The organism is Streptomyces sp. NPDC048600 (assembly GCF_055587025.1).
In genome coordinates, this window is sequence record NZ_JBVJGZ010000008.1 from 22,711 (window position 1) to 47,507 (window position 24,797).

Below are 24,797 nucleotides of genomic sequence, written 5' to 3' on the forward strand. Positions count from 1 at the left end.
GCCGACGCGGGGGCGGCAGCCACCCCCCACCAAAGGACGCTTTACCGCCCGGACTTGGGGTCGAAGGCATCCCGGACCGAGTCTCCGAGGAGATTGAAGGCCAGGATGAAGATCACCAGCGCCACACCCGGGAAGAACATGAACGCGGGGTCCTGTTCCGTGTAGCGGGCGCCGGCGGCGAACAGCCGTCCCCAGTCCGGGGTCGGCTCGACGAAGCCGACGCCCGCGAAGGACAGGAACGCGATGGTGAGGATCGTGCTGGGCAGCTGGTACGTGAACTGCACCAGGATCGGGGAGACGATGTTCGGCAGGATCTCCTTGCGGACGATCCGCCAGGGCGAGGCTCCCGCGACCTTGGCCGCCTCCACGAACTCACGTTCACGCAGAGACAGCACGGTCGACCGGACGAGGCGGGACATGCCCATCCAGCCCAGCACCCACAGCACGATCAGGATCGCCAGCGCCCGGAAGTATGTGGGCGTCTCCTCCCGCGGGTCCACGAAGAACGCGGTCACCACGGGCATGAAGGCGATGAAGAACAGCTGCGAGGGGAAGGACAGGAAGAAGTCCGTGGCCCGGCCGAGCCAGTAGTCGACCTTGCCGCCGAAGTAGCCGCCGACGAGGCCGATGAAGATACCGGTGACCATGAGGAGCACGGTCACACCGAGGGCCATGAAGAGCGAGGTGCGCATGCCGTACATGAGCATCGCGAACAGGTCCCGGCCGTACTGCGGCTCGACGCCGAACCAGTGGGAGCCGGAGACGCCGCCGAAGTAGCCGAGCGGCAGACCGAACTCGTCGAGGATCGGCTTGTCCGCGTACGTCGGGTCCTGGCCGTACAGCGTGTACGGGTCGGTGCCGCTGAGCTTGACCAGCAGCGGCGCGGCGAGCGCGGCGACAAAGAAGAAAATCACTATGGCCGCGCAGACCATACCTGTACGGTCACGCTTGAAGCGCTGCCACATCAACTGGCCGGGGGAACGACCCTCAAGCTTCTGCTCACCCTTGGCGACTTCGGAGGTCGCCTCGAGCTCAGGGTCCAAGGCGACCGCGGACCCGGAGCCCTCGGCCTTCGTCGGACTGGTCATGTGTGTTCTTCCCCCGGGGGGTTGGAGAGTCGAGCGCAGCACAGATACCGGCAGGTTCTGTGGTTTGGGGGAACTTTCGCCAAGTGCATCAACGCGCGTCAAGGGCGGAAGACATAGGGATCTCCCTAAGCGCAAATTTTTGAGCAAAAATTGCGAAGATTGACACCTGGTCGCGCTTGACAGGTGAGATGGCATTCAGGCATTTCGGACATACAGGCAGGGATTTTTGTTTACATGTCCGAAACTTGATCGCCGGGTCTCCGATATCCGAACAGGCCCCGACGAGGCTCCGACGGTGGCCTGAACACCCCCCTTGAACATCCCGTGGGTCGCGCCCCGGACGCCCCGCCGGCATCTCCCCCCTCACTTCCCCGATCCGCCCGCGGGCATGCCGAGGACCCGGCTCTCCCTCGACGGGGAACCGGGTCCGGGGCCAACGCCCCTGAGGGGGCGTCAGCCGGGGGCGACTCAGCCGTGCTTGGCGCGGCTCGCGGCGCGGGCGCGCTCGCGCTGGTCCAGGTTGACCTTGCGGATGCGAACGGCCTCCGGGGTCACCTCGACGCACTCGTCGTCGCGGCAGAACTCCAGGGACTGCTCCAGGGAGAGCTTGCGCGGCGGGACGATCGCCTCGAACGAGTCGGCCGAGGAAGACCGCATGTTCGTGAGCTTCTTCTCCTTGGTGATGTTCACGTCCATGTCGTCGGAGCGAGAGTTCTCGCCGACGATCATGCCCTCGTACACCTCGGTGCCGGGGTCCGTGAACAGCACGCCGCGCTCCTGGAGGTTCGTCATCGCGAACGCGGTGACGGCACCGGCGCGGTCGGCGACCAGGGAGCCGTTGTTACGGGTCTGGAGGGTGCCGAACCAGGGCTCGAAGCCCTCGTGGATGGAGTGGCCGATGCCCGTGCCGCGGGTCTGCGTCAGGAACTCCGTCCGGAATCCGATCAGACCGCGGGAGGGCACCACGAACTCCATACGGACCCAGCCGGAGCCGTGGTTGGACATGTTGTCCATCCGGCCCTTGCGGACGCCCATGAGCTGCGTGACGGCGCCCATGTGCTCCTCGGGCACGTCGATGGTCATGCGCTCGACGGGCTCGTACGTCTTGCCGTCGACGTCCTTGGTGACGACCTGGGGCTTGCCGATGGTCAGCTCGAAGCCCTCACGGCGCATCTGCTCGACCAGGATGGCGAGCGCCAGCTCACCGCGGCCCTGCACCTCCCAGGCGTCCGGGCGCTCGGTGTCCAGGACGCGGAGGCTGACGTTACCGATCAGCTCGCGGTCCAGGCGGTCCTTGACCTGGCGGGCGGTGACCTTGCGGTCCTTGACGGCCGACTTGGCGTCGGCGCCCTTGCCGGTGCCGCCGCGGCCGACCAGCGGGGAGGTGTTGGTGCCGATGACCATGGAGATGGCCGGCTCGTCGACCGTGATCAGCGGCAGCGGGACCGGGTTCTCGGTGTCGGCGAGGGTCTCACCGATCATGATGTCCGGGATACCGGCGACGGCGCAGATGTCACCGGGGCCGGCCATCTCGGCCGGCTTGCGGGTGAGCGCCTCGGTCATCATCAGCTCGGTGATCCGGACGTTGCTGATCGAACCGTCACGCTTGATCCACGCGACGGTCTGCCCCTTGCGCAGCTCGCCCTGCTCGACGCGGAGCAGCGCGATACGGCCGAGGAAGTTGTCGGCGTCCAGGTTGGTCACGTGCGCCTGGAGCGGGCCGGCCTCGTCGTAGGCCGGGGCCGGGATGTGCTCCAGGATCGTGGAGAAGAACGGCTCCAGGCTGTCGGAGTCCGCGGGGACCGTGCCGTTCTCCGGCTTGGTCAGCGAGGCGATGCCGTCACGGCCGCAGGCGTAGACGATCGGGAACTCGATCTGCTCCTCGTCCGCGTCCAGGTCCAGGAACAGGTCGTAGGTCTCGTTGACGACCTCGTCGATCCGGGAGTCCGGGCGGTCCGTCTTGTTGATGCACAGGATGACGGGCAGACGCTGCTGGAGCGCCTTACGCAGCACGAAGCGGGTCTGCGGCAGCGGGCCCTCGGAGGCGTCGACGAGCAGCACGACACCGTCGACCATCGACAGACCGCGCTCGACCTCGCCGCCGAAGTCGGCGTGGCCGGGGGTGTCGATGATGTTGATCGTGATCGGGTCCCCGCCGTCCTTCGGGTGGTACTTGACCGCCGTGTTCTTGGCGAGGATCGTGATGCCCTTCTCACGCTCCAGGTCGTTCGAGTCCATCATGCGGTCGTCGACCGAGTCGAGCTGGTGGGCGGCGAAGGCACCGGCCTGCTTCAGCATGCCGTCGACGATGGTCGTCTTGCCGTGGTCGACGTGGGCGACGATGGCGACGTTGCGGATGTCGTGGCGCGTGGCCATGGTGTGGCGTACTCCCGGAGTGTGAGGAAGGCCCCTGCGCGTACGTCTGAGTTACGCGGACCCTGCCGGGCTTGACATGCCACGGCCTCACCCCATGTTACGTGGCCCTGCGGGAGGCGGCCTCCGCAGGGCCGGACGGCCTCAGTCCCCGGACGGGCTCGCGGAGGGCGCGAGCCCCTTCTTCAGATAGCCCATGTCCTCGTAGACGGGCGTCTGGAACCCGAAGGCGCCCGCGTTGGCCACGCTCTTGCGGACGGCCACCAGCTGGGGCCGCTGGTACAGCGGGATCGATCCGGCGGCCGCCCAGATCCTGGAGTCCGCCTTGCGGATCAGGCCCCGCATCTCGCGCTCGTCCAGCGTGGTCATGGCCTGGTCGAACAGCTGGTCCACCTGGTCCGTGCCGACCCGCGTGTAGTTCTGCTCCACGTTCAGGGAGCCGTCCGCCGCGGGCACGGGCTTGGCGTAGATGGGCCGCGCGTCGGTGGCCGGGAAGGCGGAGGCGGGCCACGAGTACAGGGCGAGGTCGTACTCCCCGGAGGCCACGTGGTCCTTGAAATAGCTCTCGTCGGAGACCTTCGTCACTTCCGTGCGGATGCCCACCCGGTCCAGCATCCGCCGGATGCGCTCGGCCACCGTCCGTAGCGACTGGGAGCCCGGTCCCGAGGGCACCACGAACTTCAGGGTGAGCGCCTTGCCGTCCTTGGCCAGGGGGCCGTTCTTCGCCCCGGCGGGCGCGGCCGTGCCCATGGGCGCGTACGCTCCCGGCGCCCCGCCCTGCTTCAGCCGAACGCCGTCGAACTGCTTGTCCTTGAGCCGGCCGTCGGCGTAGTGACGCTCGTCGTCCTCGCGCTCTGCGTCGCGGTAGGCCTTGTTGTCCTCGCCGCCGACGATGTACGTGCCGTCGTCGCCGGCCTCGGACTTGTCGTCCGCGGACTCCGTGCCGGCGGCCTTCTTCTTCCCGGTGTCCGTGTCGTCGGACTTCTTCTCGCCGGTGTCCTCGGCCTCGGCCTTCTGCTTGCCCGGCTCCTCGTCCTCGGCCTTCTCGCCCTTGGCGCCCGCGGCCTTCTCGCCCTCACCGGCCTTCTCGACCGGCCCGCCGCGCTCCCAGCCCGCGTCCGCGAGCAGGGCCCGGGCCTCCTCGGTGTCCTGGCCGCCGATGGCCCCGCTGCTGTCGGCGTAGGCGGCCTGGCCGGACAGGGCCAGATGGCTGCCGACCGGCACGGCGGGCAGCCCGAGCGGCTTGAGCACGACCCTGGCCAGCTCCTCGCGGTCCAGGGCCCGGGCCACCGCGCGGCGCACACGCTCGTCGGCGAGCGGACCGTCGGAGCCGTTGAGGGCGAGCTGGGTGAAGGCGGGCTCCAGGGACTTGCGGACCTCGAAGCCGCGCAGCGCCTTCTGCTGCTGCTCCAGCCGGGCGACGGCCTTGCGCAGCCTGTCGCGGGCGTACACCCCGTCCTCGGCGGCCTCCTCGTCGGAGCCGTTGGCGACGGCCCAGGAGCGCAGCGCCTTGGCGGCGGTACGGCCGCCACCGGGTCCGGCGAGCGGGCCCGCGGCCCCCTTGGCGGCGCCGTCGACACGGGCGGCGGCCTCCGCGTCGATCTCGGCGACGTCGACCGTCCCGGCGGCCAGCGCGGTGGCGCGGTCGGCGCGCGGCACCGCCGTCAGGACCAGCTTGTCGAGCTTGGCGGGCGAGCCCCACCAGCGCGGATTGCGGGTCAGGGTGACCTCGTCGTCCTTGCGGTCGACCTTCTTCACGACGAACGGTCCGGCGCTGACCTTCAGCTTGCGCCGGGCGCCGTCGTTGAAGGAGTCGGGGGTGCCCATGACCTCCTTCGGGTACAGCGGCGAGAACAGCGACCGCCAGTCGGTGTAGGGCCGGGCGAAGGTGACCTTGACCTCGAGGTCGTTGGCGCCGCGCTCGATGCGCTCGATGCGGTCGTAGCCGGCGTTGCGGGCCGTCCAGTAGGCGCTGTCCTTGCCGGACAGGGCGCGCCACTGGGCGGCGAAGTCGGCGGCGCCGATCTCACGGCCGTCGCTCCAGACCGCCTGCTGGTTGAGCTTGTACAGCACGACCTGGCGGGGCTCGGTGTCGACGACCTTGGCGGACTCCAGGAAGTCGGCGTTGCGCCGTGGCCGGCCACTGGCGTCGATCCGGTACATCGACGGCAGGACGGCCTGCGCGATGCGGGTGGTGGCGGCGTCGGCGTCCGACTGGAAGGTGTTGAGGGTCTCCGGGACGGCGTCCACCGCCCAGCGCAGGGTGCCGCCGTCGGCGAGCTGCGCCCGCGCGGCCAGGCCGATGTCGGCTCCTGCCAGCGGCTTGCCGGCCTTGTCGGACGAACCGCACCCGGCCAGCAGGGTCACCGCGAGCGCGCCCGCGGAGAGGAAGGCGACCGAGCGCATGACTGCGCGTGGGCCGACGCCGTCGTGGGACATCTCGTGTTACCTCCGGAAGCCGCGGGAGTTATGATCACTTTTGGCGGTATTTGGAGCTGATCAGATGTATGGGAATTTCCGCAGCCACTGAAGAGGAAAGCTCTGGTGGACCGCGGGCGACACGGCGGCAACGCGTGGGAAGCCCACCCGTGCGGCGCAATCACTCCCGGAAGCGCACCCACGCGCCTCGGCCAATCGGTGCACATCCCTTCCCACGGGCGGTGTGACGCGCAACACTCGCAGGCGCACGCACGTCGCCATCGAGGGCCGGCCCTGAAGGCCGCACAGCCGATGGAAAAGAGGTCTCGTCATGTCCGTGCACGACGAAATGACGTCGGTCCAGCGCTGTCTGGACGATCTGACCCGGTCCGTGGGCCGCCTGGAGCAGCAGCTCGGCAGCGGCGGCCTGGACATGCGCCGGGTCCGCGCCGACGCCGAACATCTGCGCGAGAGCGTCGCCCTGCTGCGCGAGGCGACGGCCACCCAGACGGGTGCCGCGCAGAGCACTCAGCGCAAGCCGGAACTGCTCACGATCCCCGACACCCCGTACGACGGCAGCCTGTGGGTCGACATCGACGACGAGGGACTGGGCGCCCGCGACCGCCGCGCGCCCTGACCCCCCTCACCGACCCACCCGCTCCCTGAGTCCCATCGCCGATCCGAGGGAGTCACGCATTGGCCACCGACACGGAGCCACCCCGGTACAGCGGCGGCGTCGGGTCCGCGACGCGCGCCGCTGTCGCGGCCGGGCACCTGCGCACCGACCGGTGGTGGCTGGCGCCCGCCGCCACGGCCGTCGGACTGCTCGCCTTCGTCGTCTACTCCACCTGGCGCGCCTTCTCGAACGCCGACTACTACGCGGCGCCCTACGTCTCGCCGTTCTACTCGCCGTGCCTGGCGGAGAACTGCGTGCCGATGAAGGGCGGCCCCAACTGGGAGATCGTGGGGAGCTGGTGGGGCCTGTCCCCCGCCCTCCTCATCCTGGTCTTCCCGCTCGGCTTCCGGCTGACCTGCTACTACTACCGCAAGGCCTACTACCGGGGCTTCTGGGCGTCCCCGCCGGCCTGCGCGGTCGCCGAGCCGCACGGCAAGTACACCGGTGAGACCCGCTTCCCGCTGATCCTCCAGAACGCCCACCGGTACTTCTTCTACGCGGCGCTGCCCGTCGCCGGGATCCTCACCTACGACACTGTCCTGGCCTTCCGCAACGAGCAGTACGAGTGGGGCCACATGGGCCTCGGCACCGTCGTCTTCCTGATCAACATCACGCTGATCTGGGCGTACACGGTGTCCTGCCACTCCTGCCGGCACATCGTCGGCGGCAAGCTCAAGCACTTCTCCCGGCATCCCGTGCGCTACCGCATGTGGCAGTGGGTCGGCCGGCTCAACGGCCATCACATGCTGCTGGCGTGGGCGTCCCTGGTGAGCGTGGCGTTCGCCGACTTCTACGTGTATCTCGTCGCGTCCGGTGTCTTCGAGGATCCGGTCATCTTCTAGCAGGAAAAGGTGCCTTCTGATGCCCGTGGTGGACCGCCAGGAGTGGGACGTCGTCGTGGTCGGTGCGGGCGGCGCCGGGCTGCGGGCCGCGATCGAGGCCCGTGAACGCGGCGCCCGTACGGCCGTGATCTGCAAGTCCCTGTTCGGCAAGGCGCACACGGTGATGGCCGAGGGCGGCATCGCGGCGGCGATGGCCAACGCCAACGAGCACGACAACTGGCAGGTCCACTTCCGCGACACCCTGCGCGGCGGCAAGTTCCTCAACCAGTGGCGGATGGCCGAACTGCACGCCCAGGAGGCCCCGGACCGGGTGTGGGAACTGGAGACCTGGGGCGCGCTGTTCGACCGTACGAAGGACGGCAGGATCTCCCAGCGCAACTTCGGCGGGCACGAGTACCCCCGCCTCGCGCACGTCGGCGACCGCACCGGACTGGAGCTGATCCGCACGCTCCAGCAGAAGATCGTCGCACTCCAGCAGGAGGACCACCGCGAGACAGGCGACTACGAGTCACGGCTGAAGGTGTTCCAGGAGTGCACGGTCACCCGCGTGCTCAAGGACGGCTCCGGCCGGGTATCGGGCGTGTTCGCCTACGAGCGGGAGTCCGGCCGCTTCTTCGTGCTGGAGGCACCCGCCGTGGTGATCTCCACCGGCGGTATCGGCAAGTCCTTCAAGGTGACCTCCAACTCCTGGGAGTACACCGGCGACGGACACGCGCTCGCCCTGCTCGCCGGGGCGCCGCTGCTCAACATGGAGTTCGTGCAGTTCCACCCCACCGGGATGGTCTGGCCGCCCTCGGTGAAGGGGATCCTCGTCACCGAGTCGGTGCGCGGCGACGGCGGGGTGCTGCGCAACTCCGACGGCAATCGGTTCATGTTCGACTACATCCCGGACGTGTTCAAGGAGAAGTACGCGCAGAGCGAGGCGGAGGCCGACCGCTGGTACGAGGACCCGGAGAACAACCGGCGTCCGCCCGAGCTGCTCCCCCGCGACGAGGTCGCCCGCGCGATCAACTCCGAGGTCAAGGAGGGCCGCGGCTCCCCGCACGGCGGGGTGTTCCTGGACGTGTCCACCCGGATGCCCGCCGAGGTGATCAAGCGCCGGCTGCCGTCCATGTACCACCAGTTCAAGGAGCTGGCGGACGTCGACATCACCGCCGAGGCGATGGAGGTCGGGCCCACCTGCCACTACGTGATGGGCGGGGTGGCGGTCGACTCCGAGTCGGCGGCGGCGCGCGGGGTGCCGGGGCTGTTCGCGGCCGGTGAGGTGGCCGGCGGCATGCACGGCTCCAACCGCCTCGGCGGCAACTCCCTCTCCGACCTGCTCGTGTTCGGGCGCCGGGCGGGCCTGCACGCCGCCGCGTACGCGGCGGGGCTGCCGGGGGCGCGGCCCGAGGTGGACGACGGGCAGATCGACGCGGCCGCGGCGGAGGCGCTGCGGCCCTTCTCCGCGGAGGCCGTGGAACCGGGCGGGCCCCCGGAGAACCCGTACACCCTGCACCAGGAGCTCCAGCAGGCCATGAACGACCTGGTGGGCATCATCCGCCGCGAGGCGGAGATGAGGCAGGCCCTGGAGAAGCTGGCCCAGCTGCGGGTACGGGCGCGGCGGGCCGGGGTGGAGGGGCACCGCCAGTTCAACCCGGGCTGGCACCTCTCCCTCGACCTCAGGAACATGCTGCTGGTCAGCGAGTGCGTGGCACGCGCCGCGCTGGAGCGCACCGAGTCGCGCGGCGGGCACACCCGCGAGGACCATCCCGCGATGGACCGCGGATGGCGCCCGGTCAACCTGCTGTGCCGGCTGGCCGACCCCACGGGCGGAACCGCCGCCACGGACCCGGAGCGCGGCCAGATCGATCTCGTACGGGAGAACACCGAACCCATCCGCCCGGACCTGCTCGCCCTGTTCGACAAGGAGGAGCTGGTCAAGTACCTCGCCGAAGAGGAGCTGTACGAGTGAGCGGCTACGAGGCCCGGTTCAAGGTGTGGCGGGGCGACCAGGACGGCGGGGACCTCACGGACTTCACGGTCGAGGTCCATGACGGCGAGGTGGTGCTGGACATCATCCACCGCATCCAGGCGACCCGGGCGCCCGATCTCGCGGTGCGCTGGAACTGCAAGGCGGGCAAGTGCGGTTCGTGCTCGGCGGAGATCAACGGCCGCCCGCGGCTGATGTGCATGACCCGGATGTCGGTCTTCGACCGCGCCGAGACGATCACGGTGACCCCGCTGCGGACCTTCCCGGTGCTGCGCGACCTCGTCACGGACGTCGGCTTCAACTACGCCAAGGCGCGCGAGATCCCGGCCTTCGTGCCGCCCGACGGACTCGGGCCCGGCGAGTACCGCATGATGCAGGAGGACGTGGACCGCTCGCAGGAGTTCCGCAAGTGCATCGAGTGCTTCCTGTGCCAGGACACCTGCCATGTGGTCCGTGACCACGAGGAGAACAAGGCGGCCTTCGCGGGCCCCCGCTTCCTGATGCGGGTGGCGGAGCTGGACATGCACCCGCTGGACTCGGCCGCCGAGAGGGGCCTGGACCGCAAGGCCACCGCCCAGGACGAACACGGCCTCGGCTACTGCAACATCACCAAGTGCTGCACGGAGGTCTGCCCGGAGGGCATCCACATCACCGACAACGCCCTGATCCCGCTCAAGGAACGCGCGGTGGACCGCAAGTACGACCCGCTGGTCTGGCTGGGCTCGAAGATCAGAAGACGCCGGGAGGAGAGCTAGCGCGACTGCGGGGCGGGCGTCCGGCACACCGGGGCCGGTCGTACCGTCCGGGTCAGGGCGGCATACCGGAGCCGGGCGTACCCGTCCGGGTCAGCGCACCCAGTCCTCCCGGTACGCCGTCCAGTCGCCCTCCTCGGCGGCGAAGTCGACGTAGAGGGCGACACCGAAGCGTTCGCGGTCGCGGTCCGTGCGGGACAGGCCGAGCCGGGTGCCGCGCACCGCCGCGGTCACCGTCTCGGCGGACTCGTGGTGGCCGATGTCGCTCTCGTGGAAGAACGGCAGCCCCATCAGCAGGTCGGTGCCGGGCGGGGTGACCTCCAGGGCGAGCGAGGTCTGCTGGGCGACATAGCCGCCGTACAGGGTCTCCAGGGGCATCGCCGTGTCGTACGACATCACCGCGATCTGGTCGACGCGGCGGGCCACCTGGCCGAAGAACTCCTGCGACCACCACTTGGGGTGCCCGGTGAGGGTGCCCGCCACCGAGTGCAGCGCGGGCAGCGGGTCGATCTGGTGCGCGGCTACCGAGAGCGGGACCCCCCGGGCACGGGTGACCGCGCGCAGCGCGTCGAGCAGGGTGAGGTAGTCCCGGTCGCCCGAGTGGAGGGGTTCCAGGTCGAAGTGGACCCCGTCGAAACCGGCGGCGAGGACCTGCCGGGTGGACCGTACGACGGCGGCCCTGGTCGCGGCGCTCTCCAGTCGCAGCCCGACCGGCCCCTCGGTGGCCAGCTTGTCCCCCAGCCAGGCCTGCACCCGCACTCCGGGGAGTTCCCGGTGGACGGCCGCGGTCAGCCAGCGCGCGCGGGGATGGGCGGAGGCGGGGAGCGTGCCGTCGTGCTCCAGCGGGCCTGCGTGCACATACAGGTCGCGGATGCCGGTGTCCGCCAGCCGCCGGGCCAGCGCCCGCACGTCCGCGTCCTTCTTGCGCCCGTCGACCCAGGCGTGCCCGAGCCAGACGGCGTCGCGGTTCCTGGTGCGGGTGCCGGGGGCGAGGTCGCCGGTGTAGTTCAGCCAGAGGGCGGTGGCCGCGGCGAGCGGCGGGAGGAGCAGGGCGAGCAGCAGGGCCAGGGCGATACGGCGGAGGCGGCGGGCGCGGGTGGGGGCGGGGGCGGGCGTGGCGTCCGGGTCGGCGGCGGGCGTGGTGTCGGCGGTGCCGGGTTCTCCGTCGGCAGGGGTGCCGTCGGGGTCGGCAGGGGCGGGGCGGGGGTCGGCGGGGATGGGGCCGGGGTCGGCAGGGGCGGGGCCGGGGTCCGTGGGGTCCTTCTTCGGGTCCGTGCCTGTCTCCATGCCTGGGTGTCCCCTCCCTGTGTTCCCGGCGCCCGTCGGCTCGGCGCACCCCGGTAGCGGGGCCTCAATCCCGGCCATACGCTCCGAAATGTGACGCCAACCATGACCCGCGGCCGGCTCAGACGCTCGAAGGGCCACATATCCGTGCGCGTGGCCCACACGCTGCTCGGCGCGACCGCCGGTGTGGTGTGGCTCGTGCTGCCAGTGATGACGACGGGCACCGAGGCGACGGTTCCGGCCGTCGGGGCGGCGCCCGTCGCGGTGGCGCAGGAAGTGCCGGAGGAGGAGACCTCGACGGCCGACCTGGTGCTTCCGCTGATCGCCGCCGGAGCGGCGAGCGGGCTCGCGGCGTACGCGTACCTCCGGCGGACCAGGCGCAGGCGCGCCCCCGCCCCGCCCGGCCGGGCCGCGGCGGGGCCCACCGCCGCTCCCCCGGCCTCCGGCGCGGAGGAGCGGAGCGCCCGGTCGCTGGTGACGGCGGACGACTGCGTGCGGACGAGCCGGGAGGAACTGGACTTCGCACGAGGCAGCCTGGAGGCCGGGCCCGAGGTGTCGACGGAGGAGGCCGTGCCCGGCGCGGCTCCGGCCGGTCCGGACCGGGTCGAGCCGTTCGCGCGGGCGGTGGAGGACGCCGAGGGCGAGCTGGCGGCCGCGTTCGGAATCCGCCGGCGGTACGACGAGGGCGTACCCGGGGAGCCGGCGGCACGGCGGCACGCGCTCGCGGGGATCGACGGTCGCTGCGCGGAGGCCGGGCGGCGACTGGACGAGCGGGCCGGGGAGTTCGACGCGCTGCGCGCCCTGGAGGGCGAGGGGCTGCACGCCGCCCTGGCGTTCGCCGAGGCCAGGTTCCGCGAGCTGACGGGCCGTACCCCGGCGGCCGAGGCCACCCTCGTCGACCTGGCCGTACGGTTCCCGCCGACCGCCCACGCCACGGTCACCGGGAACGTGGAACAGGCCAAGGACCGGCTGGTGTTCGCCACGACCCGGCTCAACCAGGCTCGGCAGTCGGCCGATCTGGGCGCCCCAGGCCGTGCCGCCGCCCATCTGCGGGCGGCGGAGTCGGCGATCGCCCAGGCGGGCGTCTTCCTGGACTCCGTGCACGGGCTCGCCGCGCGGCTGGGCGAGGCGCACGACCTCCTGCCGGACGCCCTCGCGGAGGCGGAGACGGCACAGGGCGCGGCCGTCGGCGACGCGGGGCCACCCGCCGGGAAGCCGGGGTCGGGTGCCGCCCTGCTGGACCGCGTGCTGAAGGCCGTCCGGGAGGAGCTGGCGAGCGAGCTGTACGACCCGGTGGACGCGCTGCGCAGAGTCGTACGGGCCGTGGAGCCCCTGGAGGACGGGCGGGACGGGGCGCGGGCCCGGGCCGGGCTGCTGCTGGCGCGCGGCGCGGTCGCGGACGCGGACGCCTTCGTGGCGACGCACCGGGGCGCGGTCGGCGCGGAGGCACGCACCCGGCTCGCGGAGGCCCGGCGGCTGCTCGGCGCGGAGCCGACCGAATGGCTCACGGCCGACGAACTGGCGCGGAGCGCACGTGACTTGGCCGAGCAGGACGTACTGCTGCACGGCAATCCGGCCGGTGAGGCGGACCTCCCCGGCAGCGGCTCGGCGGGCGCGCAGCTCGGCGGCATCCTGCTGCCGGGCCTCCCGGACACCCCGGCGGCCTTCGGTGGCCCGGAAAGCCGGGGGCGCCGGGCGCCCGACGTTCCCCCGGCGTGACTCAGAAGAGGCTGAGCAGGGCCTCCGCCGGGTCCATCGGGCCGTTCTCGCCGTCGGGGAGCGGGAGTTCGAACCAGACCGTCTTGCCACGGGGTGTGCGGCGCGAGCCCCAGGCGGCGCTGAGCAGCCCGACGAGCTGGAGACCGCGGCCGCCCTCGTCGGTGTCGCGGGCCCGCCTGCGCCGGGGCTGGACCAGGCCGGAGTCCCAGACCTCGCAGACCAGGGTGCGGTCCAGCAGCAGCCGCAGTCTGATCTCGCCCTCGCCGTACCGCAGCGCGTTGGTGACCAGCTCGCTGACCAGCAGCTCGGTGGTGTCGACCAGCGGCTCCAGGTCCCAGGACAGCAGCTGCCCGCGGGCGTACTCACGGGCGCGGCCCACGCTGCGGGGTTCGCGCGGCAGGGTCCAGTCGCCGACGGACTCGGCGGGCAGGCCCTGCACCCGGGCCATCAGCAGGGCGATGTCGTCCTCGCCGTGATGGGTGTCGAGGGTGTTGAGGACGTGGTCGCAGACGTCCTCCAGCGGGCGGGCGGGGTCGGTGAGCGCTCCGACGAACGCCTGGAGCCCCTCGTCCAGGGGGTGGTCGCGGGACTCGACGAGGCCGTCGGTGTAGAGCGCGAGCAGCGCGCCCTCGGGGAGTTCGACCTCGACCTCCTCGAAGGGCTCCCCGCCGACGCCGAGGGGCATGCCCGGCGGCACGTCCAGCATCAGCGCGGCCTCGCCGGGCTCGACCAGCACGGGTGGCAGATGGCCGGCGTTGGCGAACGTGCAGCGCCGGGTCACCGAGTCGTACACGGCGTACACGCAGGTCGCGAGGTACACCTCGGACAGGTCGGCCTCGCGGGGGCGGCGGGCCGCCCTGGTGGCCTGCTGCACCCCGCCCGGCGCGCCGAGGCCGCGGGCGATCTCGTCCAACTGGGAGAGGACCTCGGCCGGTTCCAGGTCAAGCAGGGCCAGCGTGCGGACCGCGGTGCGCAGTTCACCCATCGCCACGGCGGCGCGCAGTCCGCGGCCCATCACGTCGCCGACGACCAGGGCCGTGCGGTGGCCGGGCAGCTCTATGACGTCGAACCAGTCGCCGCCGACCTCGCTGGGGCGTCCCGTGGAGACGTTGCCGGGCAGATAGCGGCAGGCGATGTCCAGGCCGGAGGCGACGGGGTCGCCGGGCGGGAGGAGCGACCGCTGCAGTATCAGCGCCCGCTCGTGCTCGCGCCGGTAGAGCCGGGCGTTGTCGATACAGACCGCCGCGCGGGCCGCGAGCTCCACCGCGAGGTCGCGGTCCCGGTCGCCGAACGGCTCGCTGCCCTTCGTACGGGAGAACTGCACGAGTCCGACGACGGTGTCGTGGGCGACCATGGGCACGGCCAGCGTGGACTGCACGAGGCCGCCCTCCTCGGCCGGGACGGACCGGGGGCGGGCGGTGCGCAGGGCGTCCGCGCCGGGCGAGTTGAACGGGTAGTGGTGGACGGCACCCACCGGGACGGCCGAGGTGGCGCCCGCCAGCGGGACGTCGGCGACGGCGCTGGCGAAGGCGACCCGGCGCAGTTCGGCGCTGCCGTCGGCGAGGCCGGGCGGGGTCTCGTCGCCGGCCAGCAGGCCCTGGTAGAGGTCGACGGTGGCGAGGTCGCAGAAGCCGGGGACGACGACGTCCAGCAGTTCGCGCGCGGTGGTCTCCAGGTCGAGGGAGTTGCCGATGCGCGCCCCGGCCTCGTTCAGCAGGGCGAGATTGCGCCGTGCGGCGGCGGCCTCGCGGGCGGCGGCGCGGCGGGCGGTGATGTCGGTGCCGAGCCAGGCGATGCCGATCGGGCGGCCGCTGCCGCTGTGCACGCGGTAGAGGTTGATGGACCAGTGCCGGCGTTCCTCGGACCCGGGCACATAGCCGGTGACATGCATGTCGGTGATGGAGTCGCCGGTCTCCAGGACCCTCCGCAGGGTCGCCGAGACCCGCTCGGCCTCGGCGCGCGGCAGATAGTCGTGCACGCCCTTGCCGCGGTGGTCGTCGGGCGTGCCGCCGAAGGTGGAGGCGAAGCGCTGGTTGGCCCGGCGGACCTTGAACTCGCTGTCGATCAGCAGGAACCCGAAGGGTGATTGACCGAAAATGGCCTGCGACGCGGCGAGATCGGTCTCGATGGTGCGCAACACCCGTACGTCGACGACGATGCAGACCGCGGCCTTGGCTCCGTCCTCGGTCCGGGTCGGCATCACATAGACCTCGGCGACCGCGTCCTCCCCTCCGTCGCCGTCCGGGGTGTCCGTGGTGCGGAAGGGGATCACGCCGGTCCACTCCCGGCCGTCCAGGATCTCGGCCATCTTGCGGTGGCCGCGCTCGCGCCGGTCGGGGTCGACGAAGGTCGCGATCGGGTCCATGCCGACGGCCCGTTCGGCCGGGATGCCGAAGACCTGCTCGGCGCGCAGGCTCCATTGGTCGACGAGCCCGTCGGGGCCGATGGAGAAGGAGGCGACCTTGATGTAGTCGTACATCGAGCCGGGCGGGCTGCTCTGCCACATGGGGTCGGCGGCCGGCGCCCCTGTCCCGAGGATGCCCTCGGACCCGGGCCTCGCGCCGTCCGACGGATCCTCGGACTCCGCGCCCTTCGCTGGTATCTCGCTCACGCGAACCGTCCCCTCCAGCTCACCGCGTCCGGCACCGGTCACCGGCGGCGGCTGCCCGCAGTATCCAGTACAACGGGGCCGCACAACACGGTGTTCACGATCACAGCATGGTCCGAGTATTTTCGGTCCCTGCTGCGAGAACACTTCCAGACTTCTAACCAGCAGACACGTCGTCGAACCACACCGGGCGTGACCTCTCGGCAGCCGGTTCGTGCCGCTCGACGGGAGTGCTCCGGCTGTACACCCGTGCCACCCCCGCCGAGCCGTGTCCCCGCGGCGGGCAGGACCCTTGTGGAGGCCCGTCCCGGCGCGGCAGTTCAGCTCGGTACGGCGAGTTCGAACCACACCGTCTTGCCGCTTCCTCCGGGGCGCGTACCCCACCGGCGCGAGCTCGACGCCACCAGCTGAAGACCGCGTCCGCTCTCGTCCTCGGGGCGGGCCGCGCGCTCGCGGGGCGGCTCGGGCAGCGGGTCGGAGACCTCGACCCGGAGCGTCCCGCGCGGCCCGTCGGGGCGGACCAGGCGCACCCCGATCGGGCCCGTGGCGTGCCGCAGGGCGTTCGTCACCAGTTCACTGACCAGGAGGGCGGCGATGTCGCTGACGCTGTCGAGGTCCCAGATGTGCAGTTGGCCGCGGACGCGGGCGCGAGCCGTGCGCACGGCGCCGGGGTCCGCCGGGAAGGTCCACTCCACGCAGTCGCCTTCGGTGTCGATCAAGCCGATCACTCCCAGGCCGACGAGCCACCCATGTCCGATTTCATGGGGTTAATGGGCACATACCCGATATGGGGGGACGGCTACCGTCAAGGGCGGCGCACTGTGGCACGAACGGCGCACACCGCGTCAGCGGCTGCAGTGCGTACGCGCCTCACGCGCCCCGATTTGACGGGGCGGGGCGCGCTTGTGCGCCCGGCTCCAGGGGCCGGGCGGCCTCGTGCGGGGGTGGCTCGTATGGGGCTTTGTCGCGCGTGTGGGCTTCTTCCCCGCACGTGGGGCCCGCCCGTTACGGCGCGAGCACCTCGGCCACCTGTCGTACGGCCGGCACGTCCTGGTCGAGCCAGTCGACGTCCCACAGCTCGTCGGGGCCGAGCCAGCGCAACTCGTCATGGTCCTGGAGCGGCTTGGGCTCGCCGGAGCCGGGCCGCAGCCGGGCCGTCCAGACGTGAAGCACGTACGGCTCCCGCAACGGCCACTCCCCCGGCACCCGCGCCAGTACGTCCGTGTCGACGCCGAGTTCCTCGCGCAACTCCCGTTCCAGCGCGGCCTCGGGCGTCTCCCCAGGCTCGACCTTGCCGCCCGGCAGCTCCCAGCGCCCGGCCAGCTCGGGGGGTGCGCTGCGCCGCGCGGCGAGCAGCCGCCCGTCGTCGACGAGTGCGGCGCCGACGACCACGGTGTGTTCCTTCATGCCCCGGAGCCTACGGGAGCGCGTCCACCCTCCGGACGGGCCGCCCGGCCGGGTCAGTTGCGCACGCCGCTGCCGTTCTGGCCGACGCGTTCGACCAGGTAGAGCTGCTTGTGGCCGCGGACGTCGAGACTGTCGGCGATCTTCTGCGCCTCCGCGCGGGTGGCGTACCGGCCCACGCGGTAGCGATTGCCGTTGTCGTCCTGGCGTATGACGAGCCAGGGAAGGGGGATGGTGCCGCCGTCGTTCATCGCACCTCTCCACATCCCGTCCGCGATCCGCGCCGCGTCTCGCCCGCTGAGGAAACCCCACTCCGCATATGCCTGAGCCTACGCCCTACCTTCACGGAGCGAATACGCCTTTTCACAAAGAGGTACGCGAGTGGTAGGCAACCGGCCAGTAGCCCCGGGGCGCACAACGGCGAGCGGGCCGCCCGCGCGCTGCGGCGCATGCCTGGGACGGCATGTCGCAGCCACCCTGGGCGACCTGCGAGGACGGCCGAAACTCAACCGGGCGCACAACGGGGGGGTGTCGGGTACGCCGGGTGTGCGGGACGGGTGGGAGCAGGGCTTCCGTATCTGTGTGCTGGGGACCACCGGCGGGGGGTGGGTTCGGGGTGGTCGGATGGGATCGGGGTGGGGGCGGGAGGGGCTCCTGGGTGCGGGTGTCCTGGCTCTTGGGCGCTGGTGGCGTGGCTATTTCACCGGCAGGTGGTACGAAACCCGGTAGCGGTCCGCCGGGATGACGATGTCCGCGGTCTCCACCGGGCGGTCCGACGCGTAGAAGGTGCGCTGCACGACGACGACCACATGGCCGGGGACGCCGCCGAGGGCCAGCAGCTCCTCGGCGAGGCCCGGGCGGGCGCCGACCTCCTCGGTGACGTTGTCCACGATCACGTCGATGGCCCGCATGCGCTCGACCACGCCCATGCCGCCCAGCGGGCCCTCCTCGGGCAGCATCACGGGCGTGCGGCCCGTGACGGCCAGGGGCTCCCAGGAGGTCGAGAGCATCATCGGCTCCCCCGCCTCCCGGTACACGTACCGCGTGCACATCACACGGTCGCCCGGCTCGACCGCGAGCCGCTCGGCAACGGACCCGCTCGCCGCGGCCTGCTCGCTCCTGGACTCCCAGGTGCCGCGCGCCCCCGCGTCCGCCTGCTCCTGACGGAACGGGGTCGCCCCGCTCGCCGGGCGGTAGCCGGAGCGGGCCACTCTTCGGGGCACGGGGCGCTCGCGCACATACGTCCCCGAGCCGGAGCGGCCCTCCACCAGGCCCTCCGCCATGAGCACCTTGCGGGCCTCCAGCGCGACCGTGTCCGAGACGCCGTACTCCTCACGGATCCTGGCCTGGGACGGCAGCCGGGTGTGCGGTGGCAGCGAGCCGTCGACGATCTTCTTGCGGAGATCACCCGCGACACGCAGGTACGCCGGCTGCTCACCGAATGTCACTGGCCGCTCCCATCAGGTTGTACAGACAGCAACAGACTGGCAACCGTGGGTTGAGCCGTGCAAGCAAAGGCCAGAGAATCACTCGATGTGATGACAAGTGGCCCCGAGGGGCTTTACGCAGGCACTTTCTCCCCGCTATAGCCGCGCTCACACCTCCCGGCGGGCCCCGTCGCTCGAGGCCCGCTCGAGGTCATACGTCGAGGCCGCCGCCCTCGCCGCCGTCCCCGTCGTCGTAGTCGTACGCCGGAGGGGTCGTCGACAGGTCCAGCGCCTCGCGGGCGTCGACGGTCGCGCTGCCGTCCACGAAGCCGTAGCCGTTGTCGTAGTGGTCGAAGAAGACGTCCGGGTCGGTGCTCGCCGCCGCCTTGCCGAAGTCGTCGGCCGAGGCCTCCAGTTCGTCGGCCAGGGCCTCCATCGGGGCCTTCGCCCCGGCCGGCCAGGCGTGCTCGCGCAGGGCCGCGGCCTGCTCGCCGAGGGCGCTCTCCATGTCACGCGCCCAGTCGGCGTTCGCCGGGAGGTCCTCGTCGGGGTACTCCTCCGGCTCCTCCAGCAGGACCTCGTCCAGCGCGGCGACCGACTCCAGATAGGCGAGCTGGTCGGGGTCCAGCGTGGTCTCGTCGGTGCGCAGCGAGCCGGTCAGGGTGCCCTTGGGGTCGGTGTTGCCGAGGACGCAGGTGATCTCTCGGTCGCCTACGCGCCAGCTCTCGCGGGTCGGCGTCAGGTAGTAGACGTCGACGTCCTCCGGCAGGGCCCAGGCGTCCATGACGTAGTCGTCCTGGAGCTCGTAGCACCTGTCGTCGGCGAGGTCGGTGACGCGGGAGTCGCCGGGGTAGGTGCCGCCGGGGACGGTGACGGTGGCGAAGACCTCGCCGTCGTGCTCGCCGGAGCAGGGGACCTCGTCGACGTCGTAGGCGATGCCCTCCAGGGAGCCGGTGGTGGTGTCGAAGCACTTGCCCTTGTCCACCCGCAGGACCATGTCGTCCTTCGCGGCCTCCTTGAAGCCGTCCCAGGCGTCGGAGGCGGTGCCCGTGGCGAAGAACAGCGCCCACAGCGCGATGCCGACCGAGGACAGGATCGCGCCCGCGACCGCCATGCCCCGGCCGCGCTGGCCCGTGCGCCTGATCTGCCGCAGCGCCACCAGGCCCAGGATCAGGCCGAGGGCCGGCACGAAGCAGAGGATGCCCAGCACCAGTGCGGCGATCGCCAGCCCGTTGACCGACGGCCGCTGCGCGCCGTACGGGGGCCACGGCTGCTGGTACGGCTGCGGACCGTACGGGCCGTAGGGGCCCGGTGCCGGGTACGGGCCCTGAGGGCCGGGCGGCGGGGGTATGGACACAGGTACCGTGCTCCCGGTTCGACGACAGAACATATGTGCGGCTGGGCGCATGGTACGGCTGGCGTCGTCGGTGACGGTACGCGGGTGACGAACCGGACAAGTGGGTGCGGGTGGTGACGCGTTACATGGGTGGCTGGCGCGGCGCCGGGCCGCCGCCGCTGCGGGCATGCGTGCCTCCCCCAGTGCCTTAAGGGCCTGGGAGGTACCCCCAGGGCGGCACGGGTGGGCGCTGGGGGTGCCCGCTCCGGGGGAGGCACCTCGCTGACGCCGAGCTGCGAAACGCCCCTGCCCTCAGCCCCACGCGCCCCGCCCTCGCGGAGATACGGCTTCCGCGAGGACGAGGTACGGCTGGACCAGCGGTCAGAACTGAAGCGCCCAGGCGTCGATCCGCCCGGTGTCGAGATTCGCGTTGTCCGTCACGCGGAGCTTCCACGTCCCGTTGGCGACCTCGGAGGACGCGTTCACGGAGTACGTGGTGTTGATGTTGTCCGAACTGCCCCCCGTACCGAAGCCCTTCAGCGTGTACGCGCTCCCGTCGGGCGCGATCAGCTGGACCTGGAGGTCACCGATGTAGGTGTGGACGATGTTGACCTGCACCGCGAGAGCGGACGGCGCGTTGCCGCTGACGCCGGAGACGGTGACGGGCGACTCGACGGTGGCGTTGTCGTTGATCGCGTAGTCACCGGTGTTCTCGAAGCGCGGACCGGGCGGGGTGGTCGTGCCGCCGCCGACATAGAGAAGGCGGTTGGGCGAACCGGTGCCGGGACTGGTCACCACGTTGGGCGTGGCGGCGTTCACCAGGGCCGTGCTCACCTGCGCCGGGGTCGACGTCGGGTTGTCGGCGAGGTACAGCGCCGCCGCTCCGGCGACATGCGGCGTCGCCATCGACGTACCGGAGATGGTGTTGGTGGCGGTGTCGCTGGTGTTCCACGCCGAGGTGATCGACGAGCCCGGCGCGAACAGGTCCAGCACGGTGCCGTAGTTGGAGTAGCTCGCCTTGGCGTCCGTGCTGGTGGTCGCGCCCACCGTGATCGCCTCGGTGACGCGTGCGGGCGACCGGGTCGAGGCGTTGGTCGACTCGTTGCCCGCCGCCACGGCGAAGGTGACGCCGGAGGCGACGGCGTTGCGTACGGCGTTGTCGAGCGCGGTGTCGGCGCCGCCGCCCAGGGACATGTTGGCGACGGCCGGCTTGACCGCGTTCTGGGCGACCCAGTCGATGCCCGCGACGACCTGCGCGGTGGTGCCCGAGCCGGAGTTGTTCAGGACGCGTACGCCGACGACACGGGCCTTCTTGGCGACACCGTAGGCGTTGCCCGCGACCGTACCGGCGACATGGGTGCCGTGGCCGTGGCCGTCCTGGGCGACGTTGTCGTTGTCGATGGCGTCGTAGCCGTTGAACGCCCGGCCGCCGAAGTCGCCGTGGCTGATGCGGACACCGGTGTCGATGACGTACGCGGTGACGCCCTGCCCGGCGGAGTCCGGGTAGGTGTAGGAGCTGTTCAGCGGGAGGGCGCGCTGGTCGATCCGGTCCAGGCCCCAGGACGGCGGGCTGGGCTGCGTCCCGTCGATGTGGAAGGTGCGGTTCTGCACCACGGAGGCCACGGACGGGTCGGCGGCGAGCCGCTTGGCCTCGGCCGGACTCGCCTGGATCGCGAAGCCGTTGAGCGCCTTCTTGTACGTCCGCTCGATCGTGGCCCCGTACTTGGTCGCCACGGCGCGACCCGCGGCGGTGGTGGAGCGGGCCTGGTCGGCCTTCAGGGTCACGAGGTAGCTGTCGGCCACGGCGTTGGCCGCGCCCTCGTACTGGATGCGGCCTTCGGGGGCGGCTGTTGCCGCGCCCGCGGGCAGGGCGGAGACGAGACCCGCGGCGAGCGCGGCACTGGCCGCCATGCCGATCGCGGCCACTTTTCGCCTCGGGGTCCGTCTGGGGGTTCCGCCTGAAACACGCATCGCTGCCATCTGAGGGATCCTCCTCAATCGGTGGTGCGCTGCTGGTGGGGAGTGGTGCGTCTCGCAGACACCGCGAGCACGACAGGGACATGTCAATCCGCCGTGGCGCTCCTGTGCGTCAGCCGAAAGATTGCGGGGTCCGCAGGAATTGCACAAGAGCCCTGCACGGACGTAACAGGCCTGCCATGTCTTTGACATGACTTTCCGTCAGCTTTGCGACACCGTGGAGGGCCGCCCCTCCACGCCGGTCAGGCCGCGCGTCCGATCTGCCGCAGGATCGTCTCGTCGGTGATCGTCCTGTCGGCGGCCAGCAGGAAGGCCTTGCTCAGGATCAGCGACAGGCGGTCGTCCTCGAAGGGCAGGAAGACCTTGCCCGTGGCGGTCCGGCCGCCGGGCACGATGCACAGGTACGAGTCGTCCGGCTCCATCAGGATGTTCGCCGAGCCCAGGTGGATGCGGTAGGTGCGCAGGTCCCCGCGGACGACCAGGAAGCGGCCGTCCAGGGTGCAGCGGTCGGCGATCCTCAGCCGGGGCAGGATGCGCGACAGCGCGTCGCGGCGGGACTCGGCGCTGCCGGTCAGCTCGGCGAAACCGGCCCGCTCCCAGTACGCGCGCCGCGGACCGCGGTCGGTCCAGTCGGGGTCGGCGGCTATGGACGTGACCGCGACGAAGAGGTCCACGTCGCGCATGGCCTCGCTGAACACCAGGGGCGGGACCTCCGACAGCGGTACCTCCTGCCAGCGGCGCCCGGCGCGGCGCTCGAACCGGACCTGGTCGGTCGCCGCGACGTCCGGCGAATAGTGGCCGTTGTCGCCGGGCACGGGCTCGTGGTGGAAGCACGCCCGCCACCGGCCGTCGCCGAACTCCCCGCGCGCCCGGCCGTCGTAGCCGCCGTCGTAGGAGCCGAGGTAGTTGGACTGCCAGCCGCGCTCCTTGAACAGGGCGTACAGCCGCTGGTAGTGCACCATGTGCGCCGCGTACCGGTTGGAATAGACGCGGGTCCGTTCCTCGGCGGGTGTGAGCAGATAGATCTCGCGGAAGGCCTGCTTGAACGGCTGGCGCAGACGGTCGGCGACCATCCGCTCCCGCCACCGGCCGATCTCCTCCACCGAGGCCCGGACCGGATGCCACAGCCGCACCCGCTCCGGCTCGCCCGGCGGTACGGCCCCCGGCGCGAGGGCCTGCCAGCCGCCCTCCGCGTCGCGGTACTCCAGGATCAGCCCGCGCACGAGCACCCCCGTGACCGGATGGTCCCGGTAGTGCGCGCACCACTCGTCGTACGGCCACTCGCGCCCCGCGGACATCAGCGCCTCCACCCGGGCACGTTCGCCCGACAGCGTGGAGCGCACCGCCTTGGCCAGCGCTCTGACGCCGGCGAGCTCCTCCGGGTGGCCGTCCTTGAGCGCGGCCGGTGCGGTGCGGGAGGTCCGGCCGTCGGGGTGGGTGAAGGTGAGCCGTACCGTCCCGGCGTCCTCTACCGCCAGGCGTACGCGGTGTCCGCCCAGGTCGTGTTCGAGGGAGCCGTCGGCGGCCAGGCCGTGCCTGGGCACGCTGCGCTCGACCAGCTGCTCGGGGGTGACGCCCTGCCGTCCTGCGGCCGTGACCACCGCGGTGTCGAGCTGCTTGCGCAGGGCCCGGTGCCTGATCCGGGTGCCCAGCCGCCACAGTTCCTCCAGCGCGGCAGGGTCCCCGACCTCGGCGAGCGCGTTGATCGCGGCGCCCGCGAGCTTGAGATCCTCCCGCACCCCGGAGCCGGGGCCGCCGACGCGCAGCGCGAGCGCGCCGAGCAGCCGGACGGTGGCGGGGGTCTCGGTGAGCGCGGCCGCCCACACGGCACCGCGCGCCAGATCGGTGTCCTTGTCGTGGGCCAGATAGTGGTAGTGGTACCCGTCGCCGATCCAGGCGGTTCCCGCCCCGGCCGCCCGGCTGCACAGCGCGTCGCCCTCGGCCAGCGCCTCCAGCATGCCGGCCACGACCTCGCGCGCGGCCGCCGCGTCGACGGCCTCCAGGCAGGTGCGCCGCCAGCGCTGGGTGGGCCGGGGGCCGGAGAGCGCGGCCAGGTGCTGCACGAGCCGGGCCAGTTCCGCGCTCGGCGCGGTCTCGGCCCGCTCCCGCAGGGGCGCGGCCCAGGAGGCCTGCGCGGGGATCAGCCCCACGGGCACGACCGCCTCGCCGACCGCTCCGAGCAGGGCGGTCAGGCGCTTGGTGAGCGACCGGCGTTCACGCGCGCCGACGTGGCCCCGGGCGAGCTGCGCCTGCGCATGCCGCAGCCAGGGGGAGACCGCCTCGAGGCCGTCCTCGTCCAGCCGCTCGACGGCTCTGAGCGCGGCCGACAGCCCTCGGGCGAACCAGTGGTCCATGTCGTACTCGCAGGCGCGCAGCACCAGCACCGCGGCCTCCTCGCCGCTCCAGCCGTCCAGCCGCCTCATCAGAGCGTCGATCTCGGCGTCGTGGTCCCAGAGTCCGTCGGCGTCGTAGCTCGCCGCCAGCATCAGGCACACGGCCGCGGCCCGGCCGTCCTCGTCCAGGGCGCCCGTGAGCCACCGGCCGATCTCGCCCTTGACCCGCGCGAGCGCCGCCTCGTGCTCGGCCCGCCCGTGCCAGTCCACCAGCAGCGCCCGGTACGCCGCCTGCTCCCGCGCCACCAGCTCGACCAGCACCCGCCCCCGCCGCAGCGCGGCCCCCCGAACCCCGTCCAGCCCGTCGTCCCGCCGGGAGTCGGCCACCAAGTCGTCGAAGAACATGGCGGGATGATGACAGGGGGCACTGACAACGGGTGCCGGGCGAGCGTTCGGTCAGAGGGGCGGCCGGGCCCGGCGCGTCGGGGAGGCGGCTGCCGGGACTCGTCCGGCTCGCTGCGGGCCCCGTGGACGACGAAGGCCGTCCGGTCCGCTCGGGGGCGGGTCGGACGGCCTTTCGCGGGAGGT

The 24,797-nt window shown here is 71.9% G+C and carries 17 protein-coding genes; 5 read left to right on the forward strand and 12 right to left on the reverse strand.

Annotated features, from left to right (window positions below; all coding sequences use genetic code 11):
* Positions 1–41 precede the first annotated feature (41 nt).
* The 3 genes from ACZ6SQ_RS13140 to ACZ6SQ_RS13150 form a co-directional block, all read right to left on the reverse strand.
* Positions 42–1,088 carry an ABC transporter permease gene (locus ACZ6SQ_RS13140; RefSeq protein ID WP_469560325.1) on the reverse strand — a complete coding sequence of 349 codons (1,047 nt, stop codon included), beginning with the start codon at positions 1,086–1,088 and terminating at the stop codon, positions 42–44.
* A gap of 468 nt (positions 1,089–1,556) precedes the next feature.
* Positions 1,557–3,464, reverse strand: a complete 1,908-nt coding sequence (typA, locus tag ACZ6SQ_RS13145) for a translational GTPase TypA (RefSeq protein ID WP_469560328.1) — start codon at positions 3,462–3,464, stop codon at positions 1,557–1,559.
* 141 nt (positions 3,465–3,605) lie between these two features.
* Positions 3,606–5,900, reverse strand: coding sequence for an ABC transporter family substrate-binding protein (locus ACZ6SQ_RS13150; RefSeq protein WP_469560331.1), 2,295 nt, complete (start codon positions 5,898–5,900; stop codon positions 3,606–3,608).
* Positions 5,901–6,210: 310 nt separating this feature from the next.
* Here ACZ6SQ_RS13150 and ACZ6SQ_RS13155 point away from each other — a divergent pair, with 310 nt between their 5' ends.
* From ACZ6SQ_RS13155 to ACZ6SQ_RS13170, 4 genes are read left to right on the forward strand one after another with little or no spacing between them, the layout of a single operon-like run.
* On the forward strand, positions 6,211–6,516 hold the full coding sequence (locus ACZ6SQ_RS13155) for a hypothetical protein (protein WP_469560334.1): 306 nt from the start codon (positions 6,211–6,213) through the stop codon (positions 6,514–6,516).
* A gap of 59 nt (positions 6,517–6,575) precedes the next feature.
* Positions 6,576–7,397, forward strand: coding sequence for a hypothetical protein (locus ACZ6SQ_RS13160; RefSeq protein WP_386378964.1), 822 nt, complete (start codon positions 6,576–6,578; stop codon positions 7,395–7,397).
* Positions 7,398–7,416: 19 nt separating this feature from the next.
* Positions 7,417–9,351 (forward strand): fumarate reductase/succinate dehydrogenase flavoprotein subunit, encoded by a 1,935-nt coding sequence (locus ACZ6SQ_RS13165; protein WP_469560336.1) that lies wholly within the window; start codon positions 7,417–7,419, stop codon positions 9,349–9,351.
* Positions 9,348–10,124: a succinate dehydrogenase/fumarate reductase iron-sulfur subunit gene (locus ACZ6SQ_RS13170; RefSeq protein WP_469560338.1), complete on the forward strand. Its 777-nt coding sequence runs from the start codon at positions 9,348–9,350 to the stop codon at positions 10,122–10,124. The genes ACZ6SQ_RS13165 and ACZ6SQ_RS13170 overlap by 4 nt, the downstream gene beginning before the upstream one ends.
* A gap of 90 nt (positions 10,125–10,214) precedes the next feature.
* On the opposite strand, the gene ACZ6SQ_RS13175 is transcribed toward ACZ6SQ_RS13170, so the two are convergent.
* Complete coding sequence (locus tag ACZ6SQ_RS13175) at positions 10,215–11,408, reverse strand: glycoside hydrolase family 18 protein (protein ID WP_469560341.1); 1,194 nt, start codon at positions 11,406–11,408, stop codon at positions 10,215–10,217.
* A 90-nt stretch (positions 11,409–11,498) separates the two neighbouring features.
* Here ACZ6SQ_RS13175 and ACZ6SQ_RS13180 point away from each other — a divergent pair, with 90 nt between their 5' ends.
* On the forward strand, positions 11,499–13,124 hold the full coding sequence (locus tag ACZ6SQ_RS13180) for a hypothetical protein (RefSeq protein ID WP_469560342.1): 1,626 nt from the start codon (positions 11,499–11,501) through the stop codon (positions 13,122–13,124).
* Between the two features lies 1 nt (position 13,125).
* On the opposite strand, the gene ACZ6SQ_RS13185 is transcribed toward ACZ6SQ_RS13180, so the two are convergent.
* The 8 genes from ACZ6SQ_RS13185 to ACZ6SQ_RS13220 all read right to left on the reverse strand — a co-directional run bounded on the left by ACZ6SQ_RS13185 (position 13,126) and on the right by ACZ6SQ_RS13220 (position 24,614).
* A complete protein-coding gene (locus ACZ6SQ_RS13185) occupies positions 13,126–15,735 on the reverse strand; it encodes a SpoIIE family protein phosphatase (protein WP_469560344.1) in 2,610 nt (869 codons plus the stop codon).
* Between the two features lie 317 nt (positions 15,736–16,052).
* Entirely contained in the window at positions 16,053–16,460 is a 408-nt protein-coding gene (locus ACZ6SQ_RS13190) for an ATP-binding protein (protein WP_469560346.1), read from the reverse strand.
* Positions 16,461–16,737: 277 nt separating this feature from the next.
* A complete protein-coding gene (locus ACZ6SQ_RS13195) occupies positions 16,738–17,139 on the reverse strand; it encodes a (deoxy)nucleoside triphosphate pyrophosphohydrolase (RefSeq protein ID WP_469560350.1) in 402 nt (133 codons plus the stop codon).
* A 53-nt stretch (positions 17,140–17,192) separates the two neighbouring features.
* Complete coding sequence (locus tag ACZ6SQ_RS13200; protein WP_469560353.1) at positions 17,193–17,387, reverse strand: SPOR domain-containing protein; 195 nt, start codon at positions 17,385–17,387, stop codon at positions 17,193–17,195.
* A 444-nt stretch (positions 17,388–17,831) separates the two neighbouring features.
* Positions 17,832–18,584, reverse strand: coding sequence for a GntR family transcriptional regulator (locus ACZ6SQ_RS13205; RefSeq protein WP_469560356.1), 753 nt, complete (start codon positions 18,582–18,584; stop codon positions 17,832–17,834).
* A 190-nt stretch (positions 18,585–18,774) separates the two neighbouring features.
* Complete coding sequence (locus ACZ6SQ_RS13210; RefSeq protein WP_469560359.1) at positions 18,775–19,920, reverse strand: DUF4190 domain-containing protein; 1,146 nt, start codon at positions 19,918–19,920, stop codon at positions 18,775–18,777.
* A 360-nt stretch (positions 19,921–20,280) separates the two neighbouring features.
* Positions 20,281–21,879 (reverse strand): S8 family peptidase, encoded by a 1,599-nt coding sequence (locus ACZ6SQ_RS13215; RefSeq protein ID WP_469560362.1) that lies wholly within the window; start codon positions 21,877–21,879, stop codon positions 20,281–20,283.
* Positions 21,880–22,118: 239 nt separating this feature from the next.
* Positions 22,119–24,614 carry a DUF4132 domain-containing protein gene (locus ACZ6SQ_RS13220; protein ID WP_469560364.1) on the reverse strand — a complete coding sequence of 832 codons (2,496 nt, stop codon included), beginning with the start codon at positions 24,612–24,614 and terminating at the stop codon, positions 22,119–22,121.
* Between the last annotated feature and the right edge of the window lie 183 nt (positions 24,615–24,797).

Coding starts and splice junctions, on each gene's coding strand:
- ACZ6SQ_RS13175 (WP_469560341.1), bottom strand. CDS start 11,408: ATGGAGACAGGCACGGACCCGAAGAAGGACCCCACGGACCCCGGCCCC.
- ACZ6SQ_RS13220 (WP_469560364.1), bottom strand. CDS start 24,614: ATGTTCTTCGACGACTTGGTGGCCGACTCCCGGCGGGACGACGGGCTG.
- ACZ6SQ_RS13155 (WP_469560334.1), top strand. CDS start 6,211: ATGTCCGTGCACGACGAAATGACGTCGGTCCAGCGCTGTCTGGACGAT.
- ACZ6SQ_RS13195 (WP_469560350.1), bottom strand. CDS start 17,139: ATGAAGGAACACACCGTGGTCGTCGGCGCCGCACTCGTCGACGACGGG.
- ACZ6SQ_RS13215 (WP_469560362.1), bottom strand. CDS start 21,879: ATGGCAGCGATGCGTGTTTCAGGCGGAACCCCCAGACGGACCCCGAGG.
- typA (WP_469560328.1), bottom strand. CDS start 3,464: ATGGCCACGCGCCACGACATCCGCAACGTCGCCATCGTCGCCCACGTC.
- ACZ6SQ_RS13200 (WP_469560353.1), bottom strand. CDS start 17,387: ATGAACGACGGCGGCACCATCCCCCTTCCCTGGCTCGTCATACGCCAG.
- ACZ6SQ_RS13140 (WP_469560325.1), bottom strand. CDS start 1,088: ATGACCAGTCCGACGAAGGCCGAGGGCTCCGGGTCCGCGGTCGCCTTG.
- ACZ6SQ_RS13165 (WP_469560336.1), top strand. CDS start 7,417: ATGCCCGTGGTGGACCGCCAGGAGTGGGACGTCGTCGTGGTCGGTGCG.
- ACZ6SQ_RS13150 (WP_469560331.1), bottom strand. CDS start 5,900: ATGTCCCACGACGGCGTCGGCCCACGCGCAGTCATGCGCTCGGTCGCC.